Origin of the sequence: Micromonospora sp. NBC_00858 (assembly GCF_045207365.1) — a bacterium.
Taxonomy (GTDB): domain Bacteria; phylum Actinomycetota; class Actinomycetes; order Mycobacteriales; family Micromonosporaceae; genus Micromonospora.
On the sequence record NZ_CP108828.1, the window covers coordinates 276,301 to 300,927 of the forward strand.

General features: G+C 72.0%; 20 protein-coding genes, 1 other RNA gene and 1 pseudogene. 18 read left to right on the plus strand and 4 right to left on the minus strand.

Going from position 1 to position 24,627, the window contains the following annotated elements; all coding sequences use genetic code 11:
- Window positions 1-19 precede the first annotated feature (19 nt).
- Window positions 20-2,590, plus strand: a pseudogene (locus OG990_RS01365) (DEAD/DEAH box helicase); the annotation flags it as partial.
- Window positions 2,587-3,525, plus strand: coding sequence for an SWIM zinc finger family protein (locus tag OG990_RS01370; protein WP_406078697.1), 939 nt, complete (start codon window positions 2,587-2,589; stop codon window positions 3,523-3,525). The pseudogene OG990_RS01365 and the gene OG990_RS01370, both read left to right, overlap by 4 nt.
- 4 nt (window positions 3,526-3,529) lie before the next feature.
- Here OG990_RS01370 and OG990_RS01375 read toward each other — a convergent pair whose 3' ends face one another.
- Window positions 3,530-3,787: a DUF3040 domain-containing protein gene (locus OG990_RS01375; RefSeq protein WP_074313327.1), complete on the minus strand. Its 258-nt coding sequence runs from the start codon at window positions 3,785-3,787 to the stop codon at window positions 3,530-3,532.
- 431 nt (window positions 3,788-4,218) lie between these two features.
- Between OG990_RS01375 and OG990_RS01380 the strand changes: the two genes are divergently transcribed.
- The 5 genes from OG990_RS01380 to OG990_RS01400 are packed head-to-tail and all read left to right on the plus strand — an operon-like array spanning window position 4,219 to window position 10,484.
- Window positions 4,219-6,309: a DUF1800 family protein gene (locus OG990_RS01380; protein ID WP_406078700.1), complete on the plus strand. Its 2,091-nt coding sequence runs from the start codon at window positions 4,219-4,221 to the stop codon at window positions 6,307-6,309.
- 8 nt (window positions 6,310-6,317) lie between these two features.
- Window positions 6,318-7,700 carry a DUF1501 domain-containing protein gene (locus OG990_RS01385; RefSeq protein ID WP_328419042.1) on the plus strand — a complete coding sequence of 461 codons (1,383 nt, stop codon included), beginning with the start codon at window positions 6,318-6,320 and terminating at the stop codon, window positions 7,698-7,700.
- Entirely contained in the window at window positions 7,697-9,115 is a 1,419-nt protein-coding gene (locus tag OG990_RS01390; protein ID WP_386984232.1) for a ferric reductase-like transmembrane domain-containing protein, read from the plus strand. Before OG990_RS01385 ends, OG990_RS01390 begins: the two co-directional genes overlap by 4 nt.
- A 12-nt stretch (window positions 9,116-9,127) precedes the next feature.
- Entirely contained in the window at window positions 9,128-9,712 is a 585-nt protein-coding gene (locus tag OG990_RS01395) for an FMN-binding protein (RefSeq protein WP_406078703.1), read from the plus strand.
- Window positions 9,713-9,761: 49 nt separating this feature from the next.
- A complete protein-coding gene (locus OG990_RS01400) occupies window positions 9,762-10,484 on the plus strand; it encodes an FAD:protein FMN transferase (protein ID WP_406081619.1) in 723 nt (240 codons plus the stop codon).
- A 263-nt stretch (window positions 10,485-10,747) separates the two neighbouring features.
- Here OG990_RS01400 and OG990_RS01405 read toward each other — a convergent pair whose 3' ends face one another.
- Entirely contained in the window at window positions 10,748-11,419 is a 672-nt protein-coding gene (locus OG990_RS01405; protein ID WP_328426819.1) for a bifunctional DNA primase/polymerase, read from the minus strand.
- 249 nt (window positions 11,420-11,668) lie between these two features.
- Between OG990_RS01405 and OG990_RS01410 the strand changes: the two genes are divergently transcribed.
- The 9 genes from OG990_RS01410 to mctP all read left to right on the plus strand — a co-directional run bounded on the left by OG990_RS01410 (window position 11,669) and on the right by mctP (window position 21,176).
- The gene (locus tag OG990_RS01410) at window positions 11,669-12,898 is read left to right on the plus strand and encodes a helix-turn-helix domain-containing protein (RefSeq protein WP_328419039.1); all 1,230 of its coding nucleotides are present in this window, start codon (window positions 11,669-11,671) and stop codon (window positions 12,896-12,898) included.
- A 16-nt stretch (window positions 12,899-12,914) separates the two neighbouring features.
- On the plus strand, window positions 12,915-13,487 hold the full coding sequence (locus tag OG990_RS01415) for a flavoprotein (protein ID WP_406078705.1): 573 nt from the start codon (window positions 12,915-12,917) through the stop codon (window positions 13,485-13,487).
- Between the two features lie 129 nt (window positions 13,488-13,616).
- A complete protein-coding gene (locus tag OG990_RS01420) occupies window positions 13,617-14,453 on the plus strand; it encodes a Nif3-like dinuclear metal center hexameric protein (protein WP_328426817.1) in 837 nt (278 codons plus the stop codon).
- On the plus strand, window positions 14,443-15,180 hold the full coding sequence (locus OG990_RS01425; protein WP_328419037.1) for a C4-type zinc ribbon domain-containing protein: 738 nt from the start codon (window positions 14,443-14,445) through the stop codon (window positions 15,178-15,180). Before OG990_RS01420 ends, OG990_RS01425 begins: the two co-directional genes overlap by 11 nt.
- Before the next feature lie 3 nt (window positions 15,181-15,183).
- Window positions 15,184-16,308: a bifunctional RNase H/acid phosphatase gene (locus OG990_RS01430; protein WP_328419036.1), complete on the plus strand. Its 1,125-nt coding sequence runs from the start codon at window positions 15,184-15,186 to the stop codon at window positions 16,306-16,308.
- Between the two features lie 90 nt (window positions 16,309-16,398).
- Window positions 16,399-16,479 carry a putative leader peptide gene (locus OG990_RS01435; protein ID WP_350874228.1) on the plus strand — a complete coding sequence of 27 codons (81 nt, stop codon included), beginning with the start codon at window positions 16,399-16,401 and terminating at the stop codon, window positions 16,477-16,479.
- Between the two features lie 107 nt (window positions 16,480-16,586).
- Window positions 16,587-19,043 (plus strand): M14 family zinc carboxypeptidase, encoded by a 2,457-nt coding sequence (locus OG990_RS01440; RefSeq protein ID WP_406078707.1) that lies wholly within the window; start codon window positions 16,587-16,589, stop codon window positions 19,041-19,043.
- Between the two features lie 241 nt (window positions 19,044-19,284).
- On the plus strand, window positions 19,285-19,527 hold the full coding sequence (locus tag OG990_RS01445; protein WP_328419034.1) for a DUF3311 domain-containing protein: 243 nt from the start codon (window positions 19,285-19,287) through the stop codon (window positions 19,525-19,527).
- On the plus strand, window positions 19,527-21,176 hold the full coding sequence (gene mctP / locus OG990_RS01450; RefSeq protein ID WP_406078710.1) for a monocarboxylate uptake permease MctP: 1,650 nt from the start codon (window positions 19,527-19,529) through the stop codon (window positions 21,174-21,176). Before OG990_RS01445 ends, mctP begins: the two co-directional genes overlap by 1 nt.
- Window positions 21,177-21,345: 169 nt before the next feature.
- Here the strand turns inward: mctP and OG990_RS01455 are convergent, their stop codons facing one another.
- Complete coding sequence (locus tag OG990_RS01455; RefSeq protein WP_386984221.1) at window positions 21,346-21,831, minus strand: MarR family winged helix-turn-helix transcriptional regulator; 486 nt, start codon at window positions 21,829-21,831, stop codon at window positions 21,346-21,348.
- A 54-nt stretch (window positions 21,832-21,885) separates the two neighbouring features.
- On the opposite strand from OG990_RS01455, the gene OG990_RS01460 reads away from it, so the two are divergent.
- Window positions 21,886-23,118, plus strand: a complete 1,233-nt coding sequence (locus tag OG990_RS01460) for an MFS transporter (RefSeq protein ID WP_406078712.1) — start codon at window positions 21,886-21,888, stop codon at window positions 23,116-23,118.
- 35 nt (window positions 23,119-23,153) lie between these two features.
- Here the strand turns inward: OG990_RS01460 and OG990_RS01465 are convergent, their stop codons facing one another.
- Window positions 23,154-23,915 (minus strand): sulfite exporter TauE/SafE family protein, encoded by a 762-nt coding sequence (locus OG990_RS01465; protein ID WP_406078714.1) that lies wholly within the window; start codon window positions 23,913-23,915, stop codon window positions 23,154-23,156.
- Window positions 23,916-24,067: 152 nt separating this feature from the next.
- Between OG990_RS01465 and rnpB the strand changes: the two genes are divergently transcribed.
- Window positions 24,068-24,482: RNase P RNA component class A (gene rnpB / locus OG990_RS01470), an RNA gene on the plus strand.
- Window positions 24,483-24,627 lie beyond the last annotated feature (145 nt).

The window sequence follows — 24,627 nt, forward strand, 5'->3', positions numbered from 1 at the left end:
CGACGGCACCGAGCTGACGGCCGGTGTGCTGGTCGCGGACGCGCTCGACGCGTTGACCGACGCCGCCGCCCGGGCCGCGCTCGCGACCACCACGCTGGCCCGAGGGCTGCGGCCGGGCGGCCCGGCGCCGGCCTGGCTGGCCGCGCTCGCCGGCCCTCGCCGTGACTTCACCGTCGACGCGGTGGCGCTGGCCACCCTCCGCAGCGAACTGGAGGCCTGGCAACGCGACGCCGCCGGCGGCCCGGTCCGGGCCAGCTTCCGCCTGGTGGAACCGGCCCCCGACGAGGTCACCGAACCGATCCTGGCCACCCGACCGCCGACGATCGGCCCCGCCGGCTCGGCGGGCACCGAGGCCGAGCAGGTCGCAACCGGCCCGGCCGACAGCGCCCTCTCCGACGGCGGCCCGGTCGTCGGCGAGCTGGCCGGCGGTGGGCGGTGGCGGCTGGAGTTCGGGTTGCAGGCGGCCGACGAGCCCAGCCTGCACGTCGACGCAGGGCAGGTCTGGCGAGCGCCGCAGACGCTCGGTGGCCTGGGCGGTCGTGCGGCCAGCCCGCAGGAGACCCTGCTCGCCGAGCTGGGCCGCGCCAGCCGGCTCTGGCCGGACCTGGACGCCGCGCTGCGGACCGCCGCGCCCGAGGCGATGGAGCTGGACGTCGAGGGAGCACACCGGTTCCTCAGCGAAGGCGCCCCGGTGCTGCACGCGGCCGGCTTCGGGGTGCTGCTGCCGTCCTGGTGGCAGCGCCGGTCGGCGCGGCTCGGCGCCCGGCTGCGCGCCCGCAGCCGGACCGCGCCCGGCACGGTGGCCGGCGCCGACGCCGGAGTCGGGCTGGACGCCCTGGTCGACTACCGCTGGGAGGTGGCACTCGGCGACCAGCCGCTGTCGGCCGAGGAGTTGGCCGCGCTGGCCGAGATGAAGACCCCGCTGGTGCGCCTGCGCGGCCGGTGGGTGGAGCTGGACCCGGGGCGGCTCGCCGCCGGGCTGCGCCTGCTCAAGTCAGCCGGCGAGCTGACCGTCGCCGACCTGCTCCGCCTCGGGCTGGCCGACGGCGCGGACACCGGTTCGCTGCCGGTGCTGGAGGTGACCGCCGACGGGGCGCTGGGCGACCTGCTCGCCGGTGCGGTCGAGCGTCGACTCACCCCGATGGACCCGCCGCCGGGCTTCCAGGGGACGCTGCGGCCGTACCAGCGACGGGGGTTGGCCTGGCTGGCCTTCCTGCGGTCACTCGGCCTGGGCGGCGTACTCGCCGACGACATGGGGTTGGGCAAGACCGTGCAGTTGCTCGCGCTGCTCGCCGGGGACCCGCCGGACGCCGGGCCCACCCTGCTGGTCTGTCCTATGTCGCTGGTCGGCAACTGGCAGCGGGAGGCGGCGCGGTTTACCCCGGGGTTGCGCGTGCACGTCCACCATGGGGCGGAGCGGGCCCGGGGGGCGGAGTTCACGGCGGCCGCGCACGGCGCGGACCTGGTCCTCACCACCTACTCGGTGGCCGCCCGCGACGCCGTCGACCTGGCCGGCATCGACTGGCACCGGGTGGTGGTGGACGAGGCGCAGGCGATCAAGAACGCGTCGACCCGGCAGGCCGAGGCGGTCCGCGCGCTGCCCGCCCGGCAGCGGGTGGCGGTCACCGGCACGCCAGTGGAGAACCGGCTCGCCGACCTCTGGTCGATCATGCAGTTCGCCAACCCCGGCCTGCTCGGCCCGGCCGCGACGTTCCGCAAGCGATTCGCCGAGCCGATCGAGCGCAACGGCGACGCCGAGGCCGCCGAGCGGCTGCGCCGGATCACCGGTCCGTTCGTGCTGCGCCGGCTCAAGACCGACTCCTCGATCATCTCCGACCTGCCGGAGAAGCTGGAGATGGAGGTGCTCTGCAACCTCACCGCCGAGCAGGCCGCCCTGTACCGGGTGGTGGTCGACGACATGCTCGCCAAGATCGAGTCCAGCGACGGCATCGAACGTCGAGGGCTGGTGCTGGCCACCATGACCCGGCTCAAGCAGGTCTGCAACCACCCGGCCCAACTGCTGCGTGACGGCTCGCCGCTGGACGGCCGCTCCGGCAAGTTGGCCCGGCTGACCGAGATCGTGGAGGAGGTGCTGGCGGCGGGCGAGCGAGCGCTGCTGTTCACGCAGTACGCCGAGTTCGGCGCCATGCTGCGCGGTCACCTGTCCGCACGGTTCGGCCGGGAGGTGCTGTTCCTGCACGGCGGGCTCGGCAAGGCCGAGCGAGACGCCATGGTGCAGCGGTTCCAGTCGGCGGACGGGCCACCGCTGTTCGTGCTCTCCCTCAAGGCCGGCGGCACCGGTCTCACCCTGACCGCCGCCAACCACGTGGTGCACGTGGACCGGTGGTGGAACCCGGCGGTGGAGGACCAGGCCACCGACCGGGCGTTCCGGATCGGGCAGCACCGGCGGGTGCAGGTACGCAAGTTCGTCTGCGCCGGCACCGTGGAGGAGAAGGTGGCCGCACTGATCGCCGACAAGCGCAGCCTCGCCGAGCGGGTGGTCGGCACCGGCGAGCAGTGGATCACCGAGCTGTCCACCGGGCAACTGCGTGAGTTGTTCACCCTGGAGGCCGGGGCGGTGGTGGAGTGAGTCAGCCGTCCGGTGACCGGTTCGCCGACTACGGCCGCCCCCGGCGGGTCGACGGCGGCCTGCGGGCGCGCAGCGCCCGGGGCGCGATCGGCCAGTCCTGGTGGTCGCGGCGCTTTCTGGAGGTGCTGGAGTCGTTCGCGCTCGGCACCCGGCTGACCCGTGGCCGGTCGTACGCGCGGGCCGGGCAGGTGCTCAAGCTCGACATCGCACCCGGGCTGGTCAGCGCCGTGGTCCAGGGCTCCCGGCCGCAGCCGTACCAGGTCTCCATCGCGCTGGCGCCGTTCCCGACCGGGCTCTGGTCCCGGATCGAGGAGGAGCTGGCCGGGCAGGCGTTCTTCAGCGCCCGACTACTCGCCGGGGACCTCCCCGACGAGTTGGAGGAGCTGTTCGTCGCCGCCGGTGCGCCGCTCTTCCCCACCGGAGTAAACGAGCTGACCCAGCGGTGCAGCTGCCCCGACTTCGCGGTGCCGTGCAAGCACCTCGCGGCCACCTTCTACCTGCTGGCCGAGGCGTTCGACGCGGACCCGTTCGAGCTGCTGCACTGGCGCGGCCGGGCTCGCGCGGAGCTGCTCGACCAGCTCCGGACCCGGCGGGCCGAGGCCACCGGCGCACCGGTGTCGCCCGGACCGGTCACCGCGTCGCCCGACCCGGACACGCAGTCCATTCCGGACGGACGCGGGTCCGCGGTGGGCGTCGCCGCACCGCCGGCCGGCGCGGCCCGGGCGCTCGCCGGGCTGTCGGCCACCTCCCTGGCGGAGGCGGTGGACCGGTTCTGGCTGCCGCCGGTGCCGCTGCCCGATCGGCCACCCCGGCTGGCGACCGGGCCGGATCTGCTGCTGCGCCAGCTCGGCCCGCCGGCGCCGGCAATCGGCGGGCCGGGACTGCTCGAACGGCTGCGCCGGGCGTACCGGGCGCTCGGCCCGACCGACCGGTGAGCCGTCACGTCCAGCGGCGGCGGAACCGCCACATGATCGCGGCGTTGGCCACCAGTACCACCGCGCAGATCGCACCGGCCAGCCGGCCGGCGAACACGGTCATCGCCGGTAGCGACGCCCACAGCACGATGGTCAACAACATCAGGTAACGGCCCCTGCGGGCTCGGACCCGATGGTCCAGCCGGTTGAAGAAAGCCGGGTCACTCTCGCGGAGCTGACGGGTGATCTGGTCGAACCTGCGCTGATCCTCTTTGCTGAGCATGGCGCTGCCTTCCCCTCACGCGTTCAGCGGTTCGGCGGCATACCCGCTGTTGCGGCGGCTCACGCTCACCCGTTGCTGCTACTTTCCTCGGTCCCGAGGCAACCTCACGTACCGCTTATCCGGACCTTAAATTTCCCTGTGGTGGACAACGACGCTGAATGTGTCAAACACGGCGACGCGGTCCGATCCGTACCCGGCTGCCGTACGTCCGCCCTGCTGGGAAGGTCCGGGTTCGGCGTCGGTACGCGGCCCGCCGCCAACGCGGCGCTGAGCGGTGTCTTAAGTGCCCTCACGGGGGTCTTCCGCCCACCTTGAAGGCACCTGAGGCCTTGGTTACTTTGCCGTAGCAACCCCCTCAGGCAACAGTCGCCGCACCTGCCGCACCTGCTCGGTCGCAGCTTTCGGCGCTCATCAGAAATCGGGATTGGTACATGGCCGACCAGAATGTGCCACCACGTCGACCGCGGGACGACCGCGGCTGGGACGGACGCCAGCACCACACCTCGGACGGGTACGGCGACCACAACCCGTCCGCGTCGTACGGGCACGACTCGCCCCACACCTACCAGGGCGGCTACCCGCAGGCCGACCCGCGCGAGCAGTACGCCGACGGGTACGCGCACGCCGGACACCCCGCTCCCGCCCCGCGTGGACCGCAGTGGGTCGGCCCGGAGGGTCTTGGCCGCCCGGCCCCGGCCCGGCCGGCCGGCACCGGACTGCCCACCCTGGACGATGACGACGAGCCGGGCCGCAAGGTCGGCCGGCGCAAGGCCATCGTGGCGCTCGGCGGCACCGCCGCCGTCGTCGCCGGTGGCGCGGCACTCGCCATGACCCCGCAGTTCCGCAGCCTGTTCGGTGACGAGGCGGCGGCCGACGCGACCGGCAGCACCGTCACCGACGGCACCGCGGCTCGGCCCAGCGGCCAGCAGCCCAGCACGGTGCGCACCTACACCGAGCAGAACGAGAGCTACATGGGCTCCCGGGCCGGCGAGGCGCTGAAGAAGAACTCGCCCACCGGTGGGCGCACCTTCTCCGGCCCGGCCGCGGCCGCGGCGGAGACCAAGGTGACCGTCAAGACGGTGCTGGCCAAGGACCCGATCCTGCACCTGGCCCGGCGGGCCACCTTCGGGGCGACGCCCGCGGTGGTCGCCGACATCAAGAAGCTGGGCATCGACGGCTGGATCCGCGCGCAACTGGACCCGGACAAGCTCGAACCGAGCAAGGCCGAGCTGAAGCTCGCCGAGCTGCCCACCCAGAAGCTCAGCGTGCAGCAGCTGCGCGACCAGCGCGACACGCTCAACGACCAGGGCGCCCAGCCGGAGCGGGAGATGGTCGACGCCACCATCGCCCGGCAGATCTGGTCCAAGCGCCAGCTGTTCGAGGTGATGGTCGACTTCTGGAACGACTTCCTGCACGTCGCCGCCGACTTCGACGGCGGCGAGGTGTACCGCAACTCGTTCGACAAGGACGTCGTGCGGGCGCACGCGCTGGGCAGCTACCCGGAGATGCTGGTCGCCGCGAACAAGCACCCCGCGCTGCTGATCTACCTGAACCAGAAGGACTCCCGCAAGGACGCGATCAACGAGAACCTCGCCCGGGAGAACCTGGAGCTCTACTCGGTCGGCGTGGACGGCGGCTACAAGGAGCCGGACGTGCGCCAGGCGGCCCTGCTCCAGACCGGCCGCGGCGTCCAGGACGGCAAGTACGTCTTCAGGCCCGAGCAGCACTACGTCGGCAAGGTGAAGATCCTCACCTTCACGCACGCGAACAACTCGTCGGACCCGAAGAAGGCCGAAGCCGCGATCGACGCGTACATCACCTACATCGCGCTGCACCCGTCGACCGCGAAGTACGTGGCGCAGAGCCTGGCGACCCGGTTCGTCTCGGACACCCCGCCGAAGTCCCTGGTGGACCGGCTGGCCAAGACGTACTCCACCAACAACGGCATGATCAAGCCGGTGTTGATGACGCTGTTCAGCTCCTCGGAGTTCTGGGCCGCGGTGGGGCAGAAGGTGCGCCGGCCGATGGAGTACCTGGCCGCCACGTACCGCACCCTGGGCGTCTCGCCGGACGCGTCGCCGAAGCACAACAACGGTGACAGCAAGCGCACCCCGTACGCCCGCGGCCTGCGGCAGATCCACGACAAGCTGCGCGAGCTGGGCCAGTACCCGATGGGCCAGCCCACCCCGGACGGCTACCCGGACGTCTACGTCGCCTGGACCTCGGCCGGCACCATGGTCAACGGCTGGAACGAGGCCGGTGAACTCCTCGCCGGCTACCGCACCGTCTTCACGTACACCGCGCCGGAGAAGCTGGTCGCCAAGCCACCGGCCACCGCCGGGGCGTACGTGGACGCGCTCGCCCAGCGGCTGGTGAACCAGAAGTTGACCGCCCGCGAGAAGAACCTGGTCCTCGGTGTGGCCGGTGTACCGGCGAGCGCCAAGGTCGACGCCACGTTCAACGGGGCCATCACCGCCGTCGCGCGGGCGATCCTCGCTTCCCCCCAGCACCACCTCCGGTGAGGCACCCGATGGAGAAGACTGTGTACAACTCGTTCCCCCTGCACCCTGAATGCCCCGACCTGCGGCGGCTGGCCGACAACCCGGCCGAGGCGCTGCTGCGGGCGGAGGCCGACCTCGTCGCCGCCGAGAACGCCGCCGAGGCCGACCGCTACCGCACCCTGGAGGACCTGGAGGAGGCCCAGCAGGACGGTCGCGGTGTCACCCGGCGGACCTTCGTCGCCGGTGCCGCGGCCACCGCCACCGCGCTGGCCACCGCCCAGTTCGTCACCACCTCGGCGTCGTTCGCGGCGACCAAGACCGGCACCCTGATCCACGTCTTCCTCTACGGCGGGTTGGACGGGCTGAGCCTGGTCGCACCGGACGGCGACGCGGTGCTCGCCAAAGCCCGCCCCGACCTGCTGCTCGGCAACGACTCGCTGGCCCTGGGCCGCGGCTTCAAGCTGACCAGCGCGTTCAAGCCGCTGGAGCAGTGGCTCAAGGCTGGCCAGTTGGGCTTCATCCCGGCGGTCTCCGACGAGCGGCTGTCGCGCAGCCACTTCCAGGCCGCGGACGCCTGCAACCTGGGCGGGCTGCCGAACGAGACCGGCGGCCGGGGCTGGCTGGACGGCCTGGTCGACAACCTCGGCAAGGGCACCGCCTTCCGCAGCGTCGGCATCGGCAGCACGCTTCCCCGCTCGCTGGTCGGCAACAACGGCGCGCTCTCGCTGAACAACGTCGGCTCGCTGCGGCTCAACGGCGACGAGCGGTTCCGGGCCGCCACCGAAAAGGCGATCAAGGGGCTCTTCACCGGGATCAACCACCCGGTCGAGGAGGCCGTGCAGGAGGGCATGGGCGCGCTGGCCACGGCGCAGAAGCTCGCCGCCAAGCCGTACCAGCCGGCCGCGGGGGTCACGTACGAGGGCGTCGGCAACGCGTTCAAGCAGCTCGCCCAGCTGATCAAGGGTGGCGCCAACGTACGGGTCGCCACTGTCGGCATGGGTGGCTACGACACCCACGAGAACCAGGGCACCCGCGAGGGCGGCCAACTGCACCGCCGACTGAACGAGCTGGCCAGCGCCATGGCCGCGTTCTTCACCGACCTCGGCCCGCAGGCCGCCGACGTGACGATCATGGTGTCCAGCGAGTTCGGGCGCCGGGTCGGCTCCAACGGCGGCGGCACCGACCACGGGCACGGCGGGGTGGTCACCCTGCTGTCCGGCAAGAAGTTGGCCGGCTCGCTGCTCGGCACCTGGAACGGCCTGGACAAGCTGGACTCCGGTGACGTGCCCGAGTACAACAACATGTTCAACGTCTACGGCGCGGTCGCGCAGGGCCGGTTCGGGCTCACCAACGCGGAGGTGGACAAGGTCTTCCCCCGCCAGAAGTACGCCCCGATGAAGCTGTACGCGTGACGCATTCGCACACCCACGCCGCCGGCCGCCGCACCGGGACCTCGTCCCGGCACGGCGGCCGGACGGCTGAGCCCGTACCCCCGCCGATCCCGGACCGGCGCGGACCCGGCGGCCGGCGGCTGCTGGCCGTGCTGCTCCTGGTCGGCCTGCTTGCCAGCGTGCTGCCGTGGTGGCTGGGCACCCCCGCCGGCTCGTTGAAGACCACCGCGGCCACCGTGACCGCGGCCGGCCGGATCACCGGCCTGGTCGCCGGCTACCTGCTGCTGGTGCAGGTGCTGATGATGAGCCGGCTGCCGGTGCTGGAGCGGTGGATCGGCGGCGAACAACTGGCCCGCTGGCACCGCGACGTCGGTGCGACCCTGCTGGTCGCCGTGCTGGCGCACATGTCGCTGATCCTGGTCGGCTACGCGGACCTGCGTAACCACTCCGTGTTCGCCGAGGTCGGCGTACTGCTCGGCGACTACGAGGACATGGTCTCGGCGTTCGTCGCCACCGGCATCATGATGCTGGTCGGGTTCAGCAGCGTGCGGGCGATCCGCCGGGCGTTGCCCTACGAGCTGTGGCACCTGCTGCACTGGTCCAGCTATCTGATCCTGCTGCTCGGCTTCGGGCACCAGTTCAGCCACGGTGCGCAGCTGTACAAGCCCGGGCCGGTGCGTACCGGCTGGATCGCCCTCTACGTGCTGGTGGTCGCCGCCCTGCTCTGGGGTCGGGTGATCGCGCCGCTGGCGTTCAACCTGCGGTACCGGCTGCGGGTCGCCGACGTGGTCGCGGAGAGCCCGGACACCATCTCCATCTACCTCACCGGTGAGCGGCTGGGCCGGCTGGCGATGCTCGGCGGGCAGTATTTCCGCTGGCGCTTCCTCACCCGGGGCTGCTGGTGGCAGTCGCACCCGTTCTCCGTCTCCGCCGCGGCCAACGGCCGCTGGCTGCGCCTCACCGTCAAGGTGGTCGGCTCGCACACCGCCGACCTGCGCGACCTGGACCCGGGCACCCGGGTCTGGGCGCAGGGCCCGTCGGGCACCTTCACGGCGGCGCACCGGGTCGGCGACCGGGCGCTGCTGATCGCCGGCGGCAGCGGCATCACCCCGATCCGGGCCATGCTGGAGGAGTTGCCGCCGGGCGCGGCGCTGATCTACCGGGCCCGCACTCCGGCCGACGTGCTGCTCAGCCATGAGCTGGACTGGCTGGCCCAGGCCCGGGACACCTCGGTCTGGTACGTCATCGGCTCCCGCGACGACCCCGGCCCCCGCCAGTTGATGAGCCCGGACGGGCTGCGGCAACTGGTGCCCGACGTGGCCCGGCGCGACGTCTACCTGTGCGGGCCGCCTGGGCTGGTCGAGCAGTCGGTGCGCGCGTTGCGCCGGGCCGGCGTCCCCCGCCGGCAGATCCACCTGGCCACCTTCGAGTTGTAGGAAGGCATCCCCATGCGTCGCGCGTTCCTCGCGATCACCGGTCTGGCCGCCAGCACCACCGCGCTGGTGGTGCTCAAGGGCTCGCCGGGCACCTCCCAGGTCGCCCAGGACCTGCCTGCCGGCCAGTCGGTCAACCCCACCCCGCAAGGTGTCGACCCGCGCGCCGCCCCGGTGGGCGTCGCACCGACGCCGTCGGTGGCTCCCAACGCGCCGTCGTCGCCCAAGCCGAGCAAGAGCACCGCCCGCCCGTCCGGCACCCGCACCACCGCGAAGGCCCCCACCGCACCGCGGACCACCACCAAGGCGCCGCAGCCGACCACCCGCCGGGTCACCGGGCCGGGCGTGGACAACGAGTACGGGTACGTGCAGGTGCAGATCGTGGTCTCCGGCACCCGGATCATCGAGGCCATCTCGCTGTCGCTGCCCAGCGGGGGCGAGTCCGACATCCACAGCGGTGACGTCCGGGACAGGTACAACGGCACCGGTGGCGAGGTGGTGCAGAAGCAGAGCGCCAACCTCAACACCGTCTCCGGTGCCACCGAGACCAGCAATTCCTACAAGCAGTCGCTGCGAGGCGCGATCGAGGAGGCGTTCTGACGTGCCGGCGACGATGACCCGACCCGGGCTGTGCCAGGTCGAGCAGATCATGGGTACGGCCATCACCCTGGATCTCGCCGACGACCTGCCACCGGCGCGCCTGCGCGAGCTGGCCGACCAGGTCTTCGCCTGGATGCGCGAGGTGGACGCGCGGTTCAGCACGTACCGGACGGACAGCGAGGTGTGCCGCTTCGACCGGGGCGAGGTGCTGCTCTCCGAGGCGTCGGCGGACCTGCGGTTCGTGTTGGAGGCCTGCGCCGACCTGTGGGGCGCCACCGATGGGTTCTTCGACGCGTACGCCACCGGCCGGCTCGACCCGTCCGGGTTCGTCAAGGGCTGGGCGGCACAGGTCGCCTCGGACCGGCTGCTCGCCGCCGGCGCGGCGAACCACTGCGTGAACGCCGGCGGTGACGTGCGGGTACGCGGCTTCTCCCCGTCCGGCGAGCCGTGGCGGATCGGCATTCGGCACCCCTGGGACCCGATGGCGGCCTGCCTGGTGCTGGCCGGGACCGATCTGGCCGTGGCCACGTCCGGGGTCTATGAGCGGGGTCGACACGTGCTGGACCCGCGCCGGGGCGCGCTGGCCGGTGGGCTGCGATCCGTGACCGTGGTCGGCACCGACCTCGGGGTGTCCGACGCCTACGCCACCGCGGCGCTTGCCATGGGGGTCGCCGGGATCGGCTGGCTGGACCGTCTTCCCGACCACACCCACGCCGTCATCACCGACGACGCCCGCCAGTTCGTCTCCGCCGGCATGCCCCGCACGGACTAGCGGAGCGGGCGGTGGGTGCCAGCGGGACGGGAACCGGTGGGGCGGGGACGGCCGGGGCGCGAGCCGGACGGGCGGGTGCCGGCCCACCGGTGTCGTGGGTGGCTGCGCCGGGGCGGTTCGGTGCCGCCGGGATGAGGCGCTCGGTCGTCCGTGGACATCGTTCCCCCGTTCGTGGCGCGCGTTCGCGCCGTCTCACTGTCAACGAGGACCGACGCCTCGGCGACGCTGTCGGCCACCGGATGGAATCGCCCACCGGGGCCGGTTCACATGCCCCGCCGGGGCAGCGGCAGGTGACCAGGGAGCAGGTCGGGGGCGAGGGTCACCCCGGTGGCGCGCAGCGCCTCGATCAGCGTGTTCTGCACGAGGTAGGAATCCGGAAGCTGCCAGCGGGCCTGCTCCGGGGCGACCGCCCAGCGCACCGTCCCCTCTGGCAGCCGGGTGGGCGGTGCCGGGATCCACGACCCCGGCCCGTGCCGGACCACGTGGAAGCAGTGCTCCAGCTCCGGCCGGAGCGGATCGCCGGGGCGGACCAGGAACATCCACCGCCCGGTGGGGGTGACCAGCACCGGTCCGCGTACGCCGGTGCCGGCCGGGTGGGTCTGCACCGCGTCGAGCACGAGCTGGCCGAGGTGGGCGGGCACCTCCAGCACGTCGAAGGCCCGACCGGTCGGCAGCAGCACGCCGTGTGGGCGGGCCCGCCACCAGTTGGCCACCCGGGCCGGGTCGGCGCTGGCCGCCAGCTCCCAGTTCTCCAGGGCGGGATGGCAGCCCACGGTGGGGCAGCCGGCCCGGCCGCACACGAACCGGCTGCGGGCCAGACAGGCCCCCGGGGTGACCTCCCACCCGTGCGCGGCGTACCGCACGGCGACCCGGCGCAGCCGGACTCTTTCCAGCGGCGACAGTTCGGCGACGCGCGGTGCGACGTTCCCCCACATGTTTGCCATCTCCCCTCGTCGGGCCCGGCGAACGCCAGGTCGCATGTCGAGCACCGTCACTGCCGTAACCCACGATCGTTGAGGTTGACGAAACGGCTCGTGCAACTTGCACGAAAAGTACGAGGACTGGCTGTATGGCTGACGCACTAGCTGTGCGACCAGGCAAAACCTAAACATGGATGACTTTCGCCACGCCCGCGGACATCGCCCGGGCCTGATTGGCCGGGGCGGCAGGGGAGGGATGGGGAGATGGACGAGCTACCCGTAGGGCGGCGAGTGGCCTACTGGCGGGGGCGACGCAAGATGTCGCAGCAGGTCTTCGCGGACCGGTTGGGCAAGTCGAAGAGCTGGGTGGACAAGGTCGAGCGGGGCGTCCGTCGGTTGGACAAGTTCTCGGTCCTCTACGAGATCGCCGACATCCTCCAGGTGGACGTGCAGCTGCTGATGGGCAAGGACCCGGAGCGGCGTACCGATGCGCTGAACTGCATCGACCAGGTCGAGGTGCAGGAGATCCGGGCGGCGCTGGAGCGGTACGACTCGATGAGCGCGTACTTCGACGCGGCGCCGTACCCGCCGCCGCTGGACGACATGCGCAAGGCCGTCAACCACGCCTGGCTCACCTACCAGTACGGCCGCTACGGGATGCTCACCCGCGCGCTGCCGAAGCTGCTGCGCGACGCCCAGGCGGCCGACGCCAGCTACGGCGGGGAGCAGGCCGCGGAGGCGGCACACCTGCTCGGGCAGGTCTACCAGATCGCCTCCTCGGTGCTGCGCAAGCTCGGCGAGTGCGAGCTGGCCTGGCTGGCCGCGGACCGGTCGATGGCGGTGGCCCAGCGGGCCGATGACCAACTGCTGGCCGGCATCGCCACCACCCGCGTGTGCAACGCCCTGGTCGCGATGGGCCGGGCCCGCCCGGCGCTGGAGCTGAACGTCAACATCGCCAACCGGCTCGCGCCCGGAGGTGGCAACGACGCCTCCCCGGCGCGGCTCTCCGTCTACGGCATGCTGCTGCTCCAGGGCGCCATGGCCGCTTCCCGGATCGGTGACTCGGCCACCGTCGACGACCTGATCAACGGCGCCGAGGAGGCTGCCACCCTGCTCGGCGGCGACCAGAACCACTACTGGACCTCGTTCGGCCCGACCAACGTCGAGCTGCACCGGGCCGCCGCCGCGGTGGAGCTGGGCGACGGGGGTCGGGCGGTGGAGGTGCATCAGTTGCGCATCGTGGAGCCCTCCTTCAACGCGTTGCTGCCCGAACGTCGCGCGCACCACCTGCTCGACATCGCCCGCGGTTTCGCCCAGATGGGCGACGTGGCGAACGCCGGCGAGATGCTGCTGCGCGGCGACCGGCTCGCTCCGTCGGAGATCCGCTGCCGGCCGATCGCGCACGAGGTGATGTCGGACATCCTGCGTCGCACACGTGGTGCGCCGCCTTCTCCGGTAGCGGAGTTGGCTGAGCACATGGGAGTAGGGGTATGAGCGTGGAGCCGGTTTGATGGCCGGTTCACCGCACATCAGGGGGCACCGCGAGGTGCTCTATGTCATCGCCTGCGGTTCGCCGCTGGCCCGGCACGTCGGGCGCCTGGTCGACCTGGCCCAGCAGGATGGTTGGGAGGTGTGCGTGGTCGTCACACCGGACGGCGCCAAGTTCGTCGACAGGCCCGCCCTGGCCCGGCAGACCGGCCACCCGGTGCGGACGCACTACAAGAAACCCGGTGATCCGGACGTGCTGCCGCCCGCCGACGCGATGATCGTCTGCCCCGCCACCGTGAACACGGTCAACAAGTGGGCGGCCGGGATCGCCGACACGTTGGCGCTCGGGCTGCTGGTCGAGGCGCAGGGCAAGGGCCTTCCGATCGTGGCGGTGCCGTACACCAACGCCGCGATGGCCGCCCACCCGGCGTTCCGGGCCGGGATCGCCCGGCTGGCCGAGTGGGGCGTCACGGTGCTCTTCGGTGATCACGTGGTCGCCCTGCATCCGCCGGGTACCGGCGAGCAGCACCTGCACGCGTTCCCCTGGTCGATGCCGCTGACCACGCTGCGCGCCATCTCCTGGAGCGCCGCCTAGCGGTCAGACCGCCCGCCCGGCCCGCCACCCGACCGGCGCGGCCGGGCCGGGCGTCGCCGCCCGATGGCCTCCGCGCCGGTAAGCTGGCCCGCCGTGAGCGTATGCGGATCCACCCCCACGGTGACCGACGTGGTGGCCGAGCTGGAACGGCGCTACCCGCCGGTCTGGGCGGAGGAGTGGGACCGGGTGGGCCTGGTGCTCGGTGAGCCGTCCGCCCCGGTCCGTCGGGTGCTCTGCGTGGTCGATGTGGTGCCGGAGACGGTCGCCGAGGCGCTGGCCGCCGGCGTCGACATGATCGTTGCGCACCACCCGCTGCTGCTGCGCGGGGTCTCCTCGGTCGCCCCGACGACGTTCAAGGGGCGGATCATCCACCAGCTGATCCGGGCTGGGGTGGCGCTCTACGTGGCGCACACCAACGCCGACGTGGCGTCCCCGGGGGTCTCGGACGCCCTCGCCGCCCGGTTCGGGCTGACCGGCCTGCGGCCGCTGCAGCGGCCCGCGCCCGGGTCGCCCGCGCACGGCGACGACCGGGGCATCGGTCGGATCGGCGAGCTGCCCCGTCCGATGACGCTCGCCGAGCTGACCCGGCACGCCGCCGCCGTGCTCCCCGTCACGTCCTGGGGAGTTCGCGCCGCGGGGGATCCCGGGCGTATGGTTCGTACCCTCGCCGTCAGCGGCGGGTCGGGGGACAGTTTCCTCGGCGCCGCGACCGCCGCCGGGGTGGACGCGTTCCTCACCGCCGATCTGCGGCACCACCCGGCAAGCGAGCACCTCGCCGCCGACGGTCCCGCCCTGATCGACGCCGCCCACTGGGCGACCGAACGACCGTGGCTGGACGATCTGGCAGCCCTCCTGCGGGAGGCGCCGGGCGTCGAGACGCTGGTGTCCGACCTGGATACCGACCCGTGGACCGTACACGCCGCCGCACCCGCTGTGGACGACAAGGAGCCCGACCGTGAAGGCTGACCCCCAGGTGCAGCGCCGCCTGCTCGACCTCCAGGCGATCGACACCAACCTCGCCCAGCTCGCCCACCGCCGGCGTTCGCTGCCGGAGCGGGCCGAGCTGGAGGCGCAGGCCCGGGAGCTGTCGTCGCTGGAGGACGAGCGGGTCCGTGCCCAGGTGGCGGTCGACGACCTGGACCGGGACATCGCCCGGTTGGAGAAGGACGTCGAGCAGGTTCGGGCCCGCAAGGAGAAGGACCAGAACCGGCTGGCCGCGGGCACCGGCCCGGCCCGGGAGCTGGAGGCGCTCCAGCACGAGCTGGTCTCGCTGAACCGGCGCCAGGGCGACCTGGAGGACGCCGAGCTGGAGCTGATGGAGCAGCGGGAGACCGCGCAAAGCGTGCTGGACGGCGTGGAGCAGCGGCTGGCCGACACCCGGGAGAAGCGGGCCGCCACCGAGAAGCGCCGGGACGACGCGCTGGCCGAGATCGCCAAGGAGGAGGAGTTCAAGCGGGGGGCCCGTCAGCCGCTCGCCGACGACCTCCCAGGCGAACTGATCACCCTCTACGACAAGATCCGCCAGGACACCGGCCTGGGCGCGGCGCTGCTCACGGCGGGCCGCTGCGGCGGCTGCCGGTTGGAGCTCTCCGGCGCCGACCTGGCCCGGATCCGCAAGACCGCCCCGGACGACGTGGTTCGCTGCGAGGACTGCCGACGGATCATGGTCCGCACCAACGAGTCGGGTCTGTAGGTCGTGGCGCCGCGCGTGGTCGTCGTCGAGGCCGACGGCGGGTCCCGGGGCAACCCGGGCCCGGCCGGCTACGGCGCGGTGGTGCGTGACGCGGAGACCAACGAGGTGCTCGCCGAACGCTCCGAGTCGCTCGGTACGGCGACCAACAACGTCGCCGAGTACCAGGGGCTGATCGCCGGGCTGACGGCCGCCGCCGAGCTGGGTGCCGCCGAGGTGGACGTCCGGATGGACTCCAAGCTGGTGGTCGAGCAGATGTGCGGCCGGTGGCAGATCAAGCATCCCGGTCTGCGACCGCTCGCCGCCCAGGCGGCCGGGCTGGTGGGCCGGTTCGCCGCCGTCCGGTTCGCCTGGATCCCGCGCGAGCAGAACCGGCACGCCGACGCGCTGGCCAACGCCGCGATGGACGCCGCCGCCGGCCGGCCCGCGGTGGCTACCGCCGCCCCGGTCGCCGGCAGCGACCCGGCGACCGCACCGGCCTCCTGGGAGCCGCGACCGAGCTTCACCGCCACCCGGCTGATCCTGGTCCGGCACGGCGAGACCGCGTACACCGAGCAGCGGCGCTACTCCGGCCGCGGCGACGTGCCGCTCTCCGAGCGCGGCCGGGCCCAGGCCGGGGCCACCGCCGCCCGGGTGGCCGCGCTGGCCCCGTCCGTCGCGGCCGTGCTCAGCTCACCGCTGTCCCGGTGTACGCAGACCGCGGCGGCGATCGCCGGGGCGCTCGGTGACGTGCCGGTCCGCACCGAGGACGACCTGATCGAGTGCGACTTCGGGGACTGGGAGGGGCGCACCTTCGCCGAGGTGCGCCAGCAATGGCCGGGGGAGATGGACGCCTGGCTCGCCTCCCCCCGGATCGCCCCACCGGGTGGCGAGTCGTTCACCCACGTGGCCGAGCGCTGTCACCGGGTCATCGCCGGGCTGCTCCAGGCGTACCCCGCTGAGACCGTGGTGGTCGTCTCGCACGTCTCGCCGATCAAGCTGATGCTGCGCGATGCGCTCGCGGCCGGCGACGGTTTCCTGCACCGGCTCTTCCTGGACGCGGCCGGCATCTCGGTGCTCGACATGTGGCCCGACGGCGGCGTCGCGGTGCGTACGGTCAACGACACCGCACACCTCGCCACGATCGACTAATTCCCACCTGTCGGGAGGGTTTTAGCTCGGCGGCTCCAACCAGTGTGGAAACTGTTGACAGTGGATGCCGCCCGACTCAAGATCGGTTTCGTGCGAAGCGTTCATCTGACGAAGCGGGGTCACATCGACCTCCTGCGCGTCGCCAGCGCCGCCTGTCGACGCTCCATCTGACGCCGGGTTCCTCCCTTCCTCGCACGCTGCAGGCGTTTCCCTTCACCGCTGGTCTCCGGCCCCGCGGCGCGTCCGCCTGCGCGTACCTCCCGACAGGAGATCCGTCCATGTTGTCCACGAGACGTTTACCCCGGCTCACCGCGACCGTGGTGAGCGCCGCGCTGCTCGCCACCGTGGCCCTGACCGGGCCGGCGTCCGCCACCGCGCTGCCCACCGTGCCGCCGCGCGCCGTCGACCTCTCCGACGTCCGGGGCTACCCCCGGCAGAGCACCCTCCCGCTCTGGCCGGACAACCCGGCCGACGCGTCCATCCCGATCGGCGTCCTCCCGTACGACGAGATCGCGCCGAAACTGAACGCCCTCCAGCGGACCAGCGACCGGGTCTCCGCCCGGGTCGCCGGGAAGTCCGCCGGCGGCTACGACCTGTACGCGGTCACCGTGACCGCGCCGGAGAGCCGTACCGAGGCCCGGCAGCAGGAGACCTGGAAGCGGCTCATCGAGGACGAGCCGGCCCGGGCGCAGCGGGACCGGAAGCTGCTCGCCGGCTACAAGACCCCGCTCTTCGTCAACGCCAACATCCACGGCAACGAGTGGGAGGGCACCGACGCGGCGCTGCGGGTCATCGAGGACCTCGCCACCGACCGCAGCCCCGAGGTGGCCACGCTGCTGCGGCGCAACCGGCTGGTCTTCAACATCACCTCCAACCCGGACGGCCGGGTGGCCGGCACCCGGGCCAACGCGGCGGGCTACGACCTCAACCGCGACCTGACCATCGTCGCGCAGCCCGAGACCAACCTCATCCGCGACCTGATCATCGACACCAAGCCGATCATCACGCTGGACCTGCACGGGTACGTCAACCCGACCCTGCTGCACCCCAGCACCCCGCCGCACAACGTCAACAACGAGTACGACCTGTACATCAAGCACGGCCTGCCGAACGCCCTGGCGATCGAGCAGGGCCTGCGCGGTCTGGGTTACGCCGAGACCCAGCGGGCCCGGATCCCGTTCCGTGACGACGAGCCGGGCGTGTGGGACGACTTCCCGCCGATCTACGTGCCGTCGTTCGCCATGCTGCAGAGCAGCATCCCGTACACCATCGAGGCGCCGCTGAACCCGCGCGGCAGCACGCTCACCCCCGCCGAGCGGGTCCGTCGGTCCGGCATCAACACCGACGTGCACGAGGTGGCGATCCGCACCTCGCTGCGCTACATCCAGGACCACCGGGCCGAGGTGCTGCACGACCAGGCCGAGGTCTACCGCCGTGGCCTGGCCGGTGAGCCGCTGCGCGACATCCCCGACGGCTACGTGCCGGGCTGGGGCCCGGAGGACAACTACAACACCACGTTCCCCCGCTCGTACGTGATCCCGACCGGCACCGGGCAGCGCTCCGAGCCGGCCGCGGCCCGTCTGGTCGACCTACTGATCGGCAGCGGTGGCCGGGTGTGGCGGGCGAAGAAGGCGTTCACCGCCGGCGGCAAGAGCTACCAAGCCGGCTCGTACGTCGTCGACATGCACCAGCCCAAGCGCGGCCTGGTCAATTCGCTGCTCGAACCGGGCGCGGACATCACCGACCGGGTGGACGACCTCTACGCCGGCCCGGCCGCCTGGAGCCAGGGGCTGACCTGGGGCGCCACCGTGGACGTCCTGTGGAACAACCTGCCCGGGGTACGCCTGGAGCGGACCTACGACGGGCGGGCCGAGGGCACGCTGCCCGCCGGCCGGTCCGACCTGCGCCTGGACCTGCGGGACGCCGCCGACCTGCTCGCGGTGAACTCGCTGCTGGCCAAGGGCGTCGCGGTGCACCGGCTCGCGGACGGGTCGGTGGTCGTCCCCGGCACCCCGGCCAACCGCAAGCTGGCCCGCGCCGAGGTGCAGGCCCGCGCCGTCAGCTTCGAACCGGCGCCCAGGGGTTGGCGGGGCATCCCGCTGGACCGGGTCGTGGTCGGCTACCTCGGCTCGGTCGAGGAGCGGGACACCCTCGCCGACCTGGGATTCGAGGCGCGTGCGGTGACCGCCGCGACGCTGGCCGGCACGCTGACCGAGGACGTCGACGTGCTGCTGGTCGCCGACAACGTCAACCTGGCGAACCTGACCGCCGAGAACCGGGCCGCCCTGGACGGCTTCCTCGCCCGGGGCGGCGGAGTGGTCGGCCTGGGCACCGCCGGGGCGTCCTTCGGTAACGCCGCCGCGCTGCTGACCGTGACCGCCACCGCGGCGCCCAGCCTGGCCAGCGGGGTGGCCAACATCGTGAACAACGGGGGACCGGTCACCACCTCGGCCATCCCGCACGCGTTCATCAGCCAGCCCGTCTGGTTCACCAACCTCGGCGCCAACGTCGAGGTCGAGCAGTCGTACGCCGCTGACCCGCTGCTGTCCGGCTGGTGGGCCACCGACGGCGCCAACGGGCAGGCTGCGGCCGCCAACCAGGCCAGCATCGTGCGGGGCGTCTCCGCCGCCGGAAACGGCGTGGTGCTGTTCGGCACCGACCCGACGTTCCGCCTGCACCCCAAGGGCCTTCAGTCGCAACTCGGCCGGGCCCTGCTCTGGGCGGCCCGGCGGTGACCCCGACCGGGTGAGCTGACGACCGGCCGATGTGGGGCCCGGGTGCCGACCGCACCCGGGCCCCACGCCGTCGCCGGGCCCGCCAGTTCGGTCCGTCACCGGCTACTCCGGTTGATGCCGCTCGGCGCACTACGGACGCCGTTCGGCGCAGCGCTTTCCGCGCACCGATCGTGACAGCGGTCACAGGGTCGTAGCCTCCGGCCGTTACATCGCTTGTTACGACTTCCCGGAGGTGTGTCAGATGGCTGCACCCGAACCGGAGGCGACCACCACGGCGCCAACCAGGGCGAAGGACCACAGCCCCTGGAACTGGTTGCTCTTCATCCCGATCGTGGTGCCGCTGATCCCGGTCTTCTTCAATGGCGACTCACCCCGGATCTTCGGGTTCCCGCGTTTCTACTGGCTGCAGTTGGCCTGGATCCTGCTCGGCGTTTCCACCACGACGCTGGTCTACCAGTTGACAAAGAAGCGGGGTGAGCGGTGATGTGGCGTGATCATCTCACCGAGATCATCGTCTTTTCCCTGTTGTTCCTGCTGGTCAGCGCGATGGGCTTCGTGGCCGCCCGCTGGCGGGCGCCGAAGGACATGGCGCACCTCGACGAGTGGGGGCTGGGCGGGCGGAGCTTCGGTGGCTGGATCACCTGGTTCCTGGTCGGCGGTGACCTCTACACGGCGTACACCTTCGTGGCGGTCCCCGCGCTGATGTTCGGGGCCGGTGCGGCCGGGTTCTTCGCCGTGCCGTACACGATCGTCGTCTACCCGCTGGTCTTCCTGGTGCTGGTCCGGCTCTGGTCGGTCTCGCACCGGCACGGCTTCGTCACCCCGGCGGACTTCGTCCGCAAGCGCTTCGACTCCCCGGTGTTGGCGCTGCTGATCGCGATCACCGGCATCGTGGCCACGATGCCCTACATCGCGCTGCAACTGGTCGGCATCGAGGCGGTCCTCAAGACCATGGGCGTGACCGGGGAGAGCACCCTGGCCCGACACCTGCCGATCATCATCGCGTTCGCCATCCTGGCCGCGTACACCTACCAGTCGGGGCTGCGCGCGCCGGCGCTGATCGCGTTCGTCAAGGACAGCCTGATCTACATCGTGATCCTGGTGGCGGTCATCTACCTGCCCTACAAGCTCGGCGGTTGGGGAGACATCTTCGACGCGGCGGACGCGAAGTTCCAGGCGTCACCGAACCCGAACGACGGCGTCCTGCTCAACGCCAACAACCAGCTCCAGTACGTCACGCTGGCGTTTGGTTCGGCGTTGGCGCTGTTCCTGTACCCGCACAGCATCACCGGTGTGCTGGCCAGCCGGAACCGGAACGTGATCAAGCGGAACATGTCGGCGTTGCCGGCGTACAGCCTGCTGCTCGGGCTGATCGCGCTGCTCGGCTACATGGCCATCGCGGCCGGGGTGAAGCCGCTGCCGGGAGCGTCGGACGGCAGTGTGGACAACAACACCATCGTGCCGCTGCTCTTCGACCAGCAGTTCCCGGACTGGTTCGCTGGAGTCGCCTACGCGGCGATCGGCATCGGCGCGCTGGTGCCGGCGGCGATCATGTCGATCGCGGCGGCGAACCTGTTCACCCGCAACATCTACAAGGAGTACCTGAAGCGGGACGCCAGCCCGGCGCAGGAGGCGAACGTCTCGAAGATCACCTCGCTGGTGGTCAAGGTCGGCGCGGTGGCCTGCATCGTCTTCCTGGACCCGCAGTTCTCCATCGACCTCCAGCTCATCGGCGGCGTGATCATCCTCCAGACGCTGCCGGCGGTGGCGCTGGGCCTCTACACGCGCTGGTTCCACCGGACCGCGCTGATCGCCGCCTGGGCCGCCGGGATGGGGCTCGGCATGTGGATGCTCTACCAGGTGGCCAGCCCGACCCGGAAGCACTTCGGCGGCTCGGCGTTCCCGCTGGAGAAGTTCGGCTTCGACACCCCCAAGACGATCTACGTCGGCATCGTGGCGGTGTTGGTCAACCTGGCGGTCGCGGCGTTGCTGACGCTGGTCCTGAGGGCGGCCAAGGCGAACGAGGGAGTCGACGGGACCACTCCGGACGACTACTCCGCGGACGAGGGTGACCCCCGGGTCACCCCGGGTACCGAGCGCGGCGCCGACTCGGCCCGCGAACCGGTCGCCTAGCGCCCCTCGCGAAGGACGGGCCCCTCATCGACGCCAGGCGTTGATGAGGGGCCCGTCCTTTCTTGTTGGCCTGGCGCGTCTGGGGCCTGTCCCTTGTTGTCGGCCTGGCGCGTCCTGGGCCGAGCGCGTTCTGGGCCCAGCGCGTCTGGGGCCTGGCTTGCGGCGGGGCTCAGCGGGGGCGGTTGCGGGATTCCAGGGCCTCGTTGAGGCGGCGCAGCATCAGCGCCAGGGTTTCCCGGTCCTCGGTGGGCCAGTCGGCGAGCATGTCGCCGTAGAGCCGGGTCCGTGCGGCCCGCACCGCCGTCATCCGGTGCAGGCCTGTGGCGGTGGGGGAGATGACCGTGCCCCGGCCGTCGGACGGGTCCGGGCTGCGGGTGATCAGACCGTCCCGCTGTAGCGCGGACACCTGCCGGGTCACGGTCGAGCCGTCCAGGTTGAGCCGGGCGGCGAGCGCGGAGACGTTCTGCGGACCGGCGGCGTCCAGATGACGCAGGATCACGTACGCCGCCCGGTCGAGGACCCGGTGCTCGGCGGTGCCGGTGGCCCGCCGGGTCGCCTCGCCGAGGCGCAGCAGCAGGGCCACCTCGGTCTCGATCTGGCCGAGGGTGACCTCGTCGGCGTCGGCATCGCTGGCCCGGTAGGGGTCATCGCTCATAGCTGTATGATACAAGATAAGTACCTGTATCATACAGCTAGTTGAGGAGTCGGAGTGGATCGGCGTTCCGAACCGAACCGCAGTGCCATCTACGCCACCACACTGGTGGCCTTCCTCGCCATCGCCGGCATCGCCGTCGTCGACCCGATCCTGCCGGTCATCGGCGACGCGATCGGGGTCACCGCCTGGCAGGTCGAGCTGCTGTTCACCGCGTACATCGCGGTGATGGCCGTCGGCATGATCCCGGCGACGCTGGCCAGCGGCCGGTTTGGTTTCAAGCCGGTGCTGATCACCGGCGTCTCCGTGGTCGGCGTGGCCGCGATCCTCGCCTCGCTCAGCAACAACATCGTGCAGCTGTCCGTGCTGCGCGGCGTCTGGGGGCTGGGCAACGCGATGTTCTTCGCCACCGCCATGGTGGTGCTGGTCAACCTGGCCGTCGACCGGGAATGGGTGGTCGGCCTCTTCGAAACCGCCCTCGGTCTCGGCTTCGCCGTCGGACCGCTGATCGGCGGCCTGCTCGGCGAGGTCAGCTGGCGGCTGCCGTTCTTCGTCTGCGGCGTGTTCATGGTCCTGGCCCTCGGTGTGGCCGCCCGCAAGCTGCGCGAGCCGACCAACCGGCAGCCCCCGGTACGCGTCGGCCAGATCTTCTCCACCTACCGCCGGCCGGCGTTCATCGCGCTCTGCGTGGTGACCGCCGCGTACAACTTCGTCTTCTTCGTGGTGCTCGGCTACACGCCGCTCTTCCTGGGCCTGGACGTCATCCCGCTGGGGCTGGCGTTCACCGGCTGGGGCCTCGGCCTGGCCGCCGGCATCCTGGTGGTCGGCCACCGCCTGGCCCAACGGATCGGCGCGGTGCAGACCGTCGGCATCGCCATCGCCGGCCTGCTGGTCTGCATGGTCCTCTTCGCCACCTCGACCAGCACCGCCGAGGCGCTGGTGGTGCTGGTGCTCTCCGGGCTCTGCATGGGGCTGGCCAACGCCAACCTCACCGACCTGGCCCTCGGCCTCGGCTCCAGCGACCGCCGGGTGGCCACCGGCGCGTTCAACCTGATCCGCTGGGGTGCCGCCGCACCGGCGCCGATCATCTCCGGCAAGCTCGCCGAGCACTCGCTGTCCCTGCCGTACTGGGTCGGCTTCGGGGTGCTCACCGTCGGCGTGCTGGTCTACCTCGCCTTCGCGCACCTGATGGCCGCCGGCTACGGCGAGCGGGTGCTCTGGTCCCGCTGGAACCGGGCCGCCGCCGACACCGAGCACGCCCCGGAAGAGCCGGTCGGCGAGGCGTACTGATCGCCGGCAAGGGTCAGGCTGATCGCCGGCCGGGGTCAGGTCAGCGCGCGCCAGAGCAGGTAGAGCCCGATCACCGTCCCGAACACCACGATCAGCGTCTTGAGCAGCGCCGGCGGCAGCCGGCGGACCACCCGGGCGCCGGCGTACCCGCCGACCAGCGAGGCCGGGGCGACCACCGCGACGGCGGCCCAGTTCACCGGCCCGAAGAGGGCGAACACCACCAGCGTGGTGCACCCCACCACCGCCGAGAGCAGATTCTTGATCGCGCTGACCCGGGCCAGCGTCGCGTCCAGCACCAGGGCCAGCCCGGCGACCAGCATCACCCCGAGCGCCGCGCCGAAGTACCCGCCGTACACCGCACCCAGCGCGACCATCGTCTGCACCGCGACCGTCCGCTGGCGCGGCGACAGGTCCCGGGGGTGGCCGACCAGCCGGCGCAGTGGGTCCTGGAAGGCGAGCAGCGCGGTCGCGCCGAGCACCAGAAACGGTACGGCCAGCTCGAACGCGCGGGCCGGGGTGGCCAGCAGCAGCAACGCCCCGAGGATCGTGCCGACGACCGTGGTGGGCACCAGTGTGGCCAGGGCCCGACCACGCGGCAGATCCGCCCGGCTGCCCGCCACGCTGGCCAGGTACCCGGGGAATACGGCGACGGAGTTGCTGACGTTCGCCGGCACCGGAGGCAGCCCGACCGCGATCATCGCCGGAAAGGTGATAAGCGAACCGCCACCGGCCACCGCGTTGACCGTGCCAGCGGCGAGACCGGCGGCGAGCAGCAGCGCGGCGTGGGAGAGATCCATAGCCCCACGAGGCTAGCCCCCGCCTGGTCGGGCGGGCACGCCGGACTCCCCGGCCCGGCGACCTCCCCAACCGCCCCTGACCTGCGCGATCTTGCCCAGGCGGGGCGGCAATACCGGCGGACCGTTCGTCGTTAGGATGAGAGCGCGACGGACGAGTCGACCGGGCGGCCGCGTCGGCGGGCTTCGGCCCGCCGCCGAGGAACGTCCGGACTCCACAGGGCAGGGTGGTTGTTAACGGCAACCCGGGGTGACCCGCGGGACAGTGCCACAGAAAACAGACCGCCGACCCCATCGGGGACGGTAAGGGTGAAACGGTGGGGTAAGAGCCCACCAGCACCCCGGGTGACCGGGGTGGCTAGGTAAACCCCACCCGGAGCAAGGCCAAGTAAGGGCCGTCACCGCAAGATGACGACCCGCGCAGACGCTTGAGGGCTGCCCGCCCGATGTCTGCGGGTAGGCCGCTGGAGCCTGCCGGCAACGGCAGGCCGAGATGGATGGCCGCCGCCGGCGCAAACCCTTCGGGGTACGCGCCGCGCACAGAATCCGGCGTACAGGTCGACTCGTCCGTCGCCCACCAGGTCAGCCGCCCTCACATGGCGGCTGACCTGCTGTTTCTATGGGCGCTGCTGGTCATCAGCGGTCGTCGTTGGTCGGCGTTAGGCGGCCCCGGGACGGCCCGGACGGCCCCCGGACGGCCCAGGTCCGACGCGAA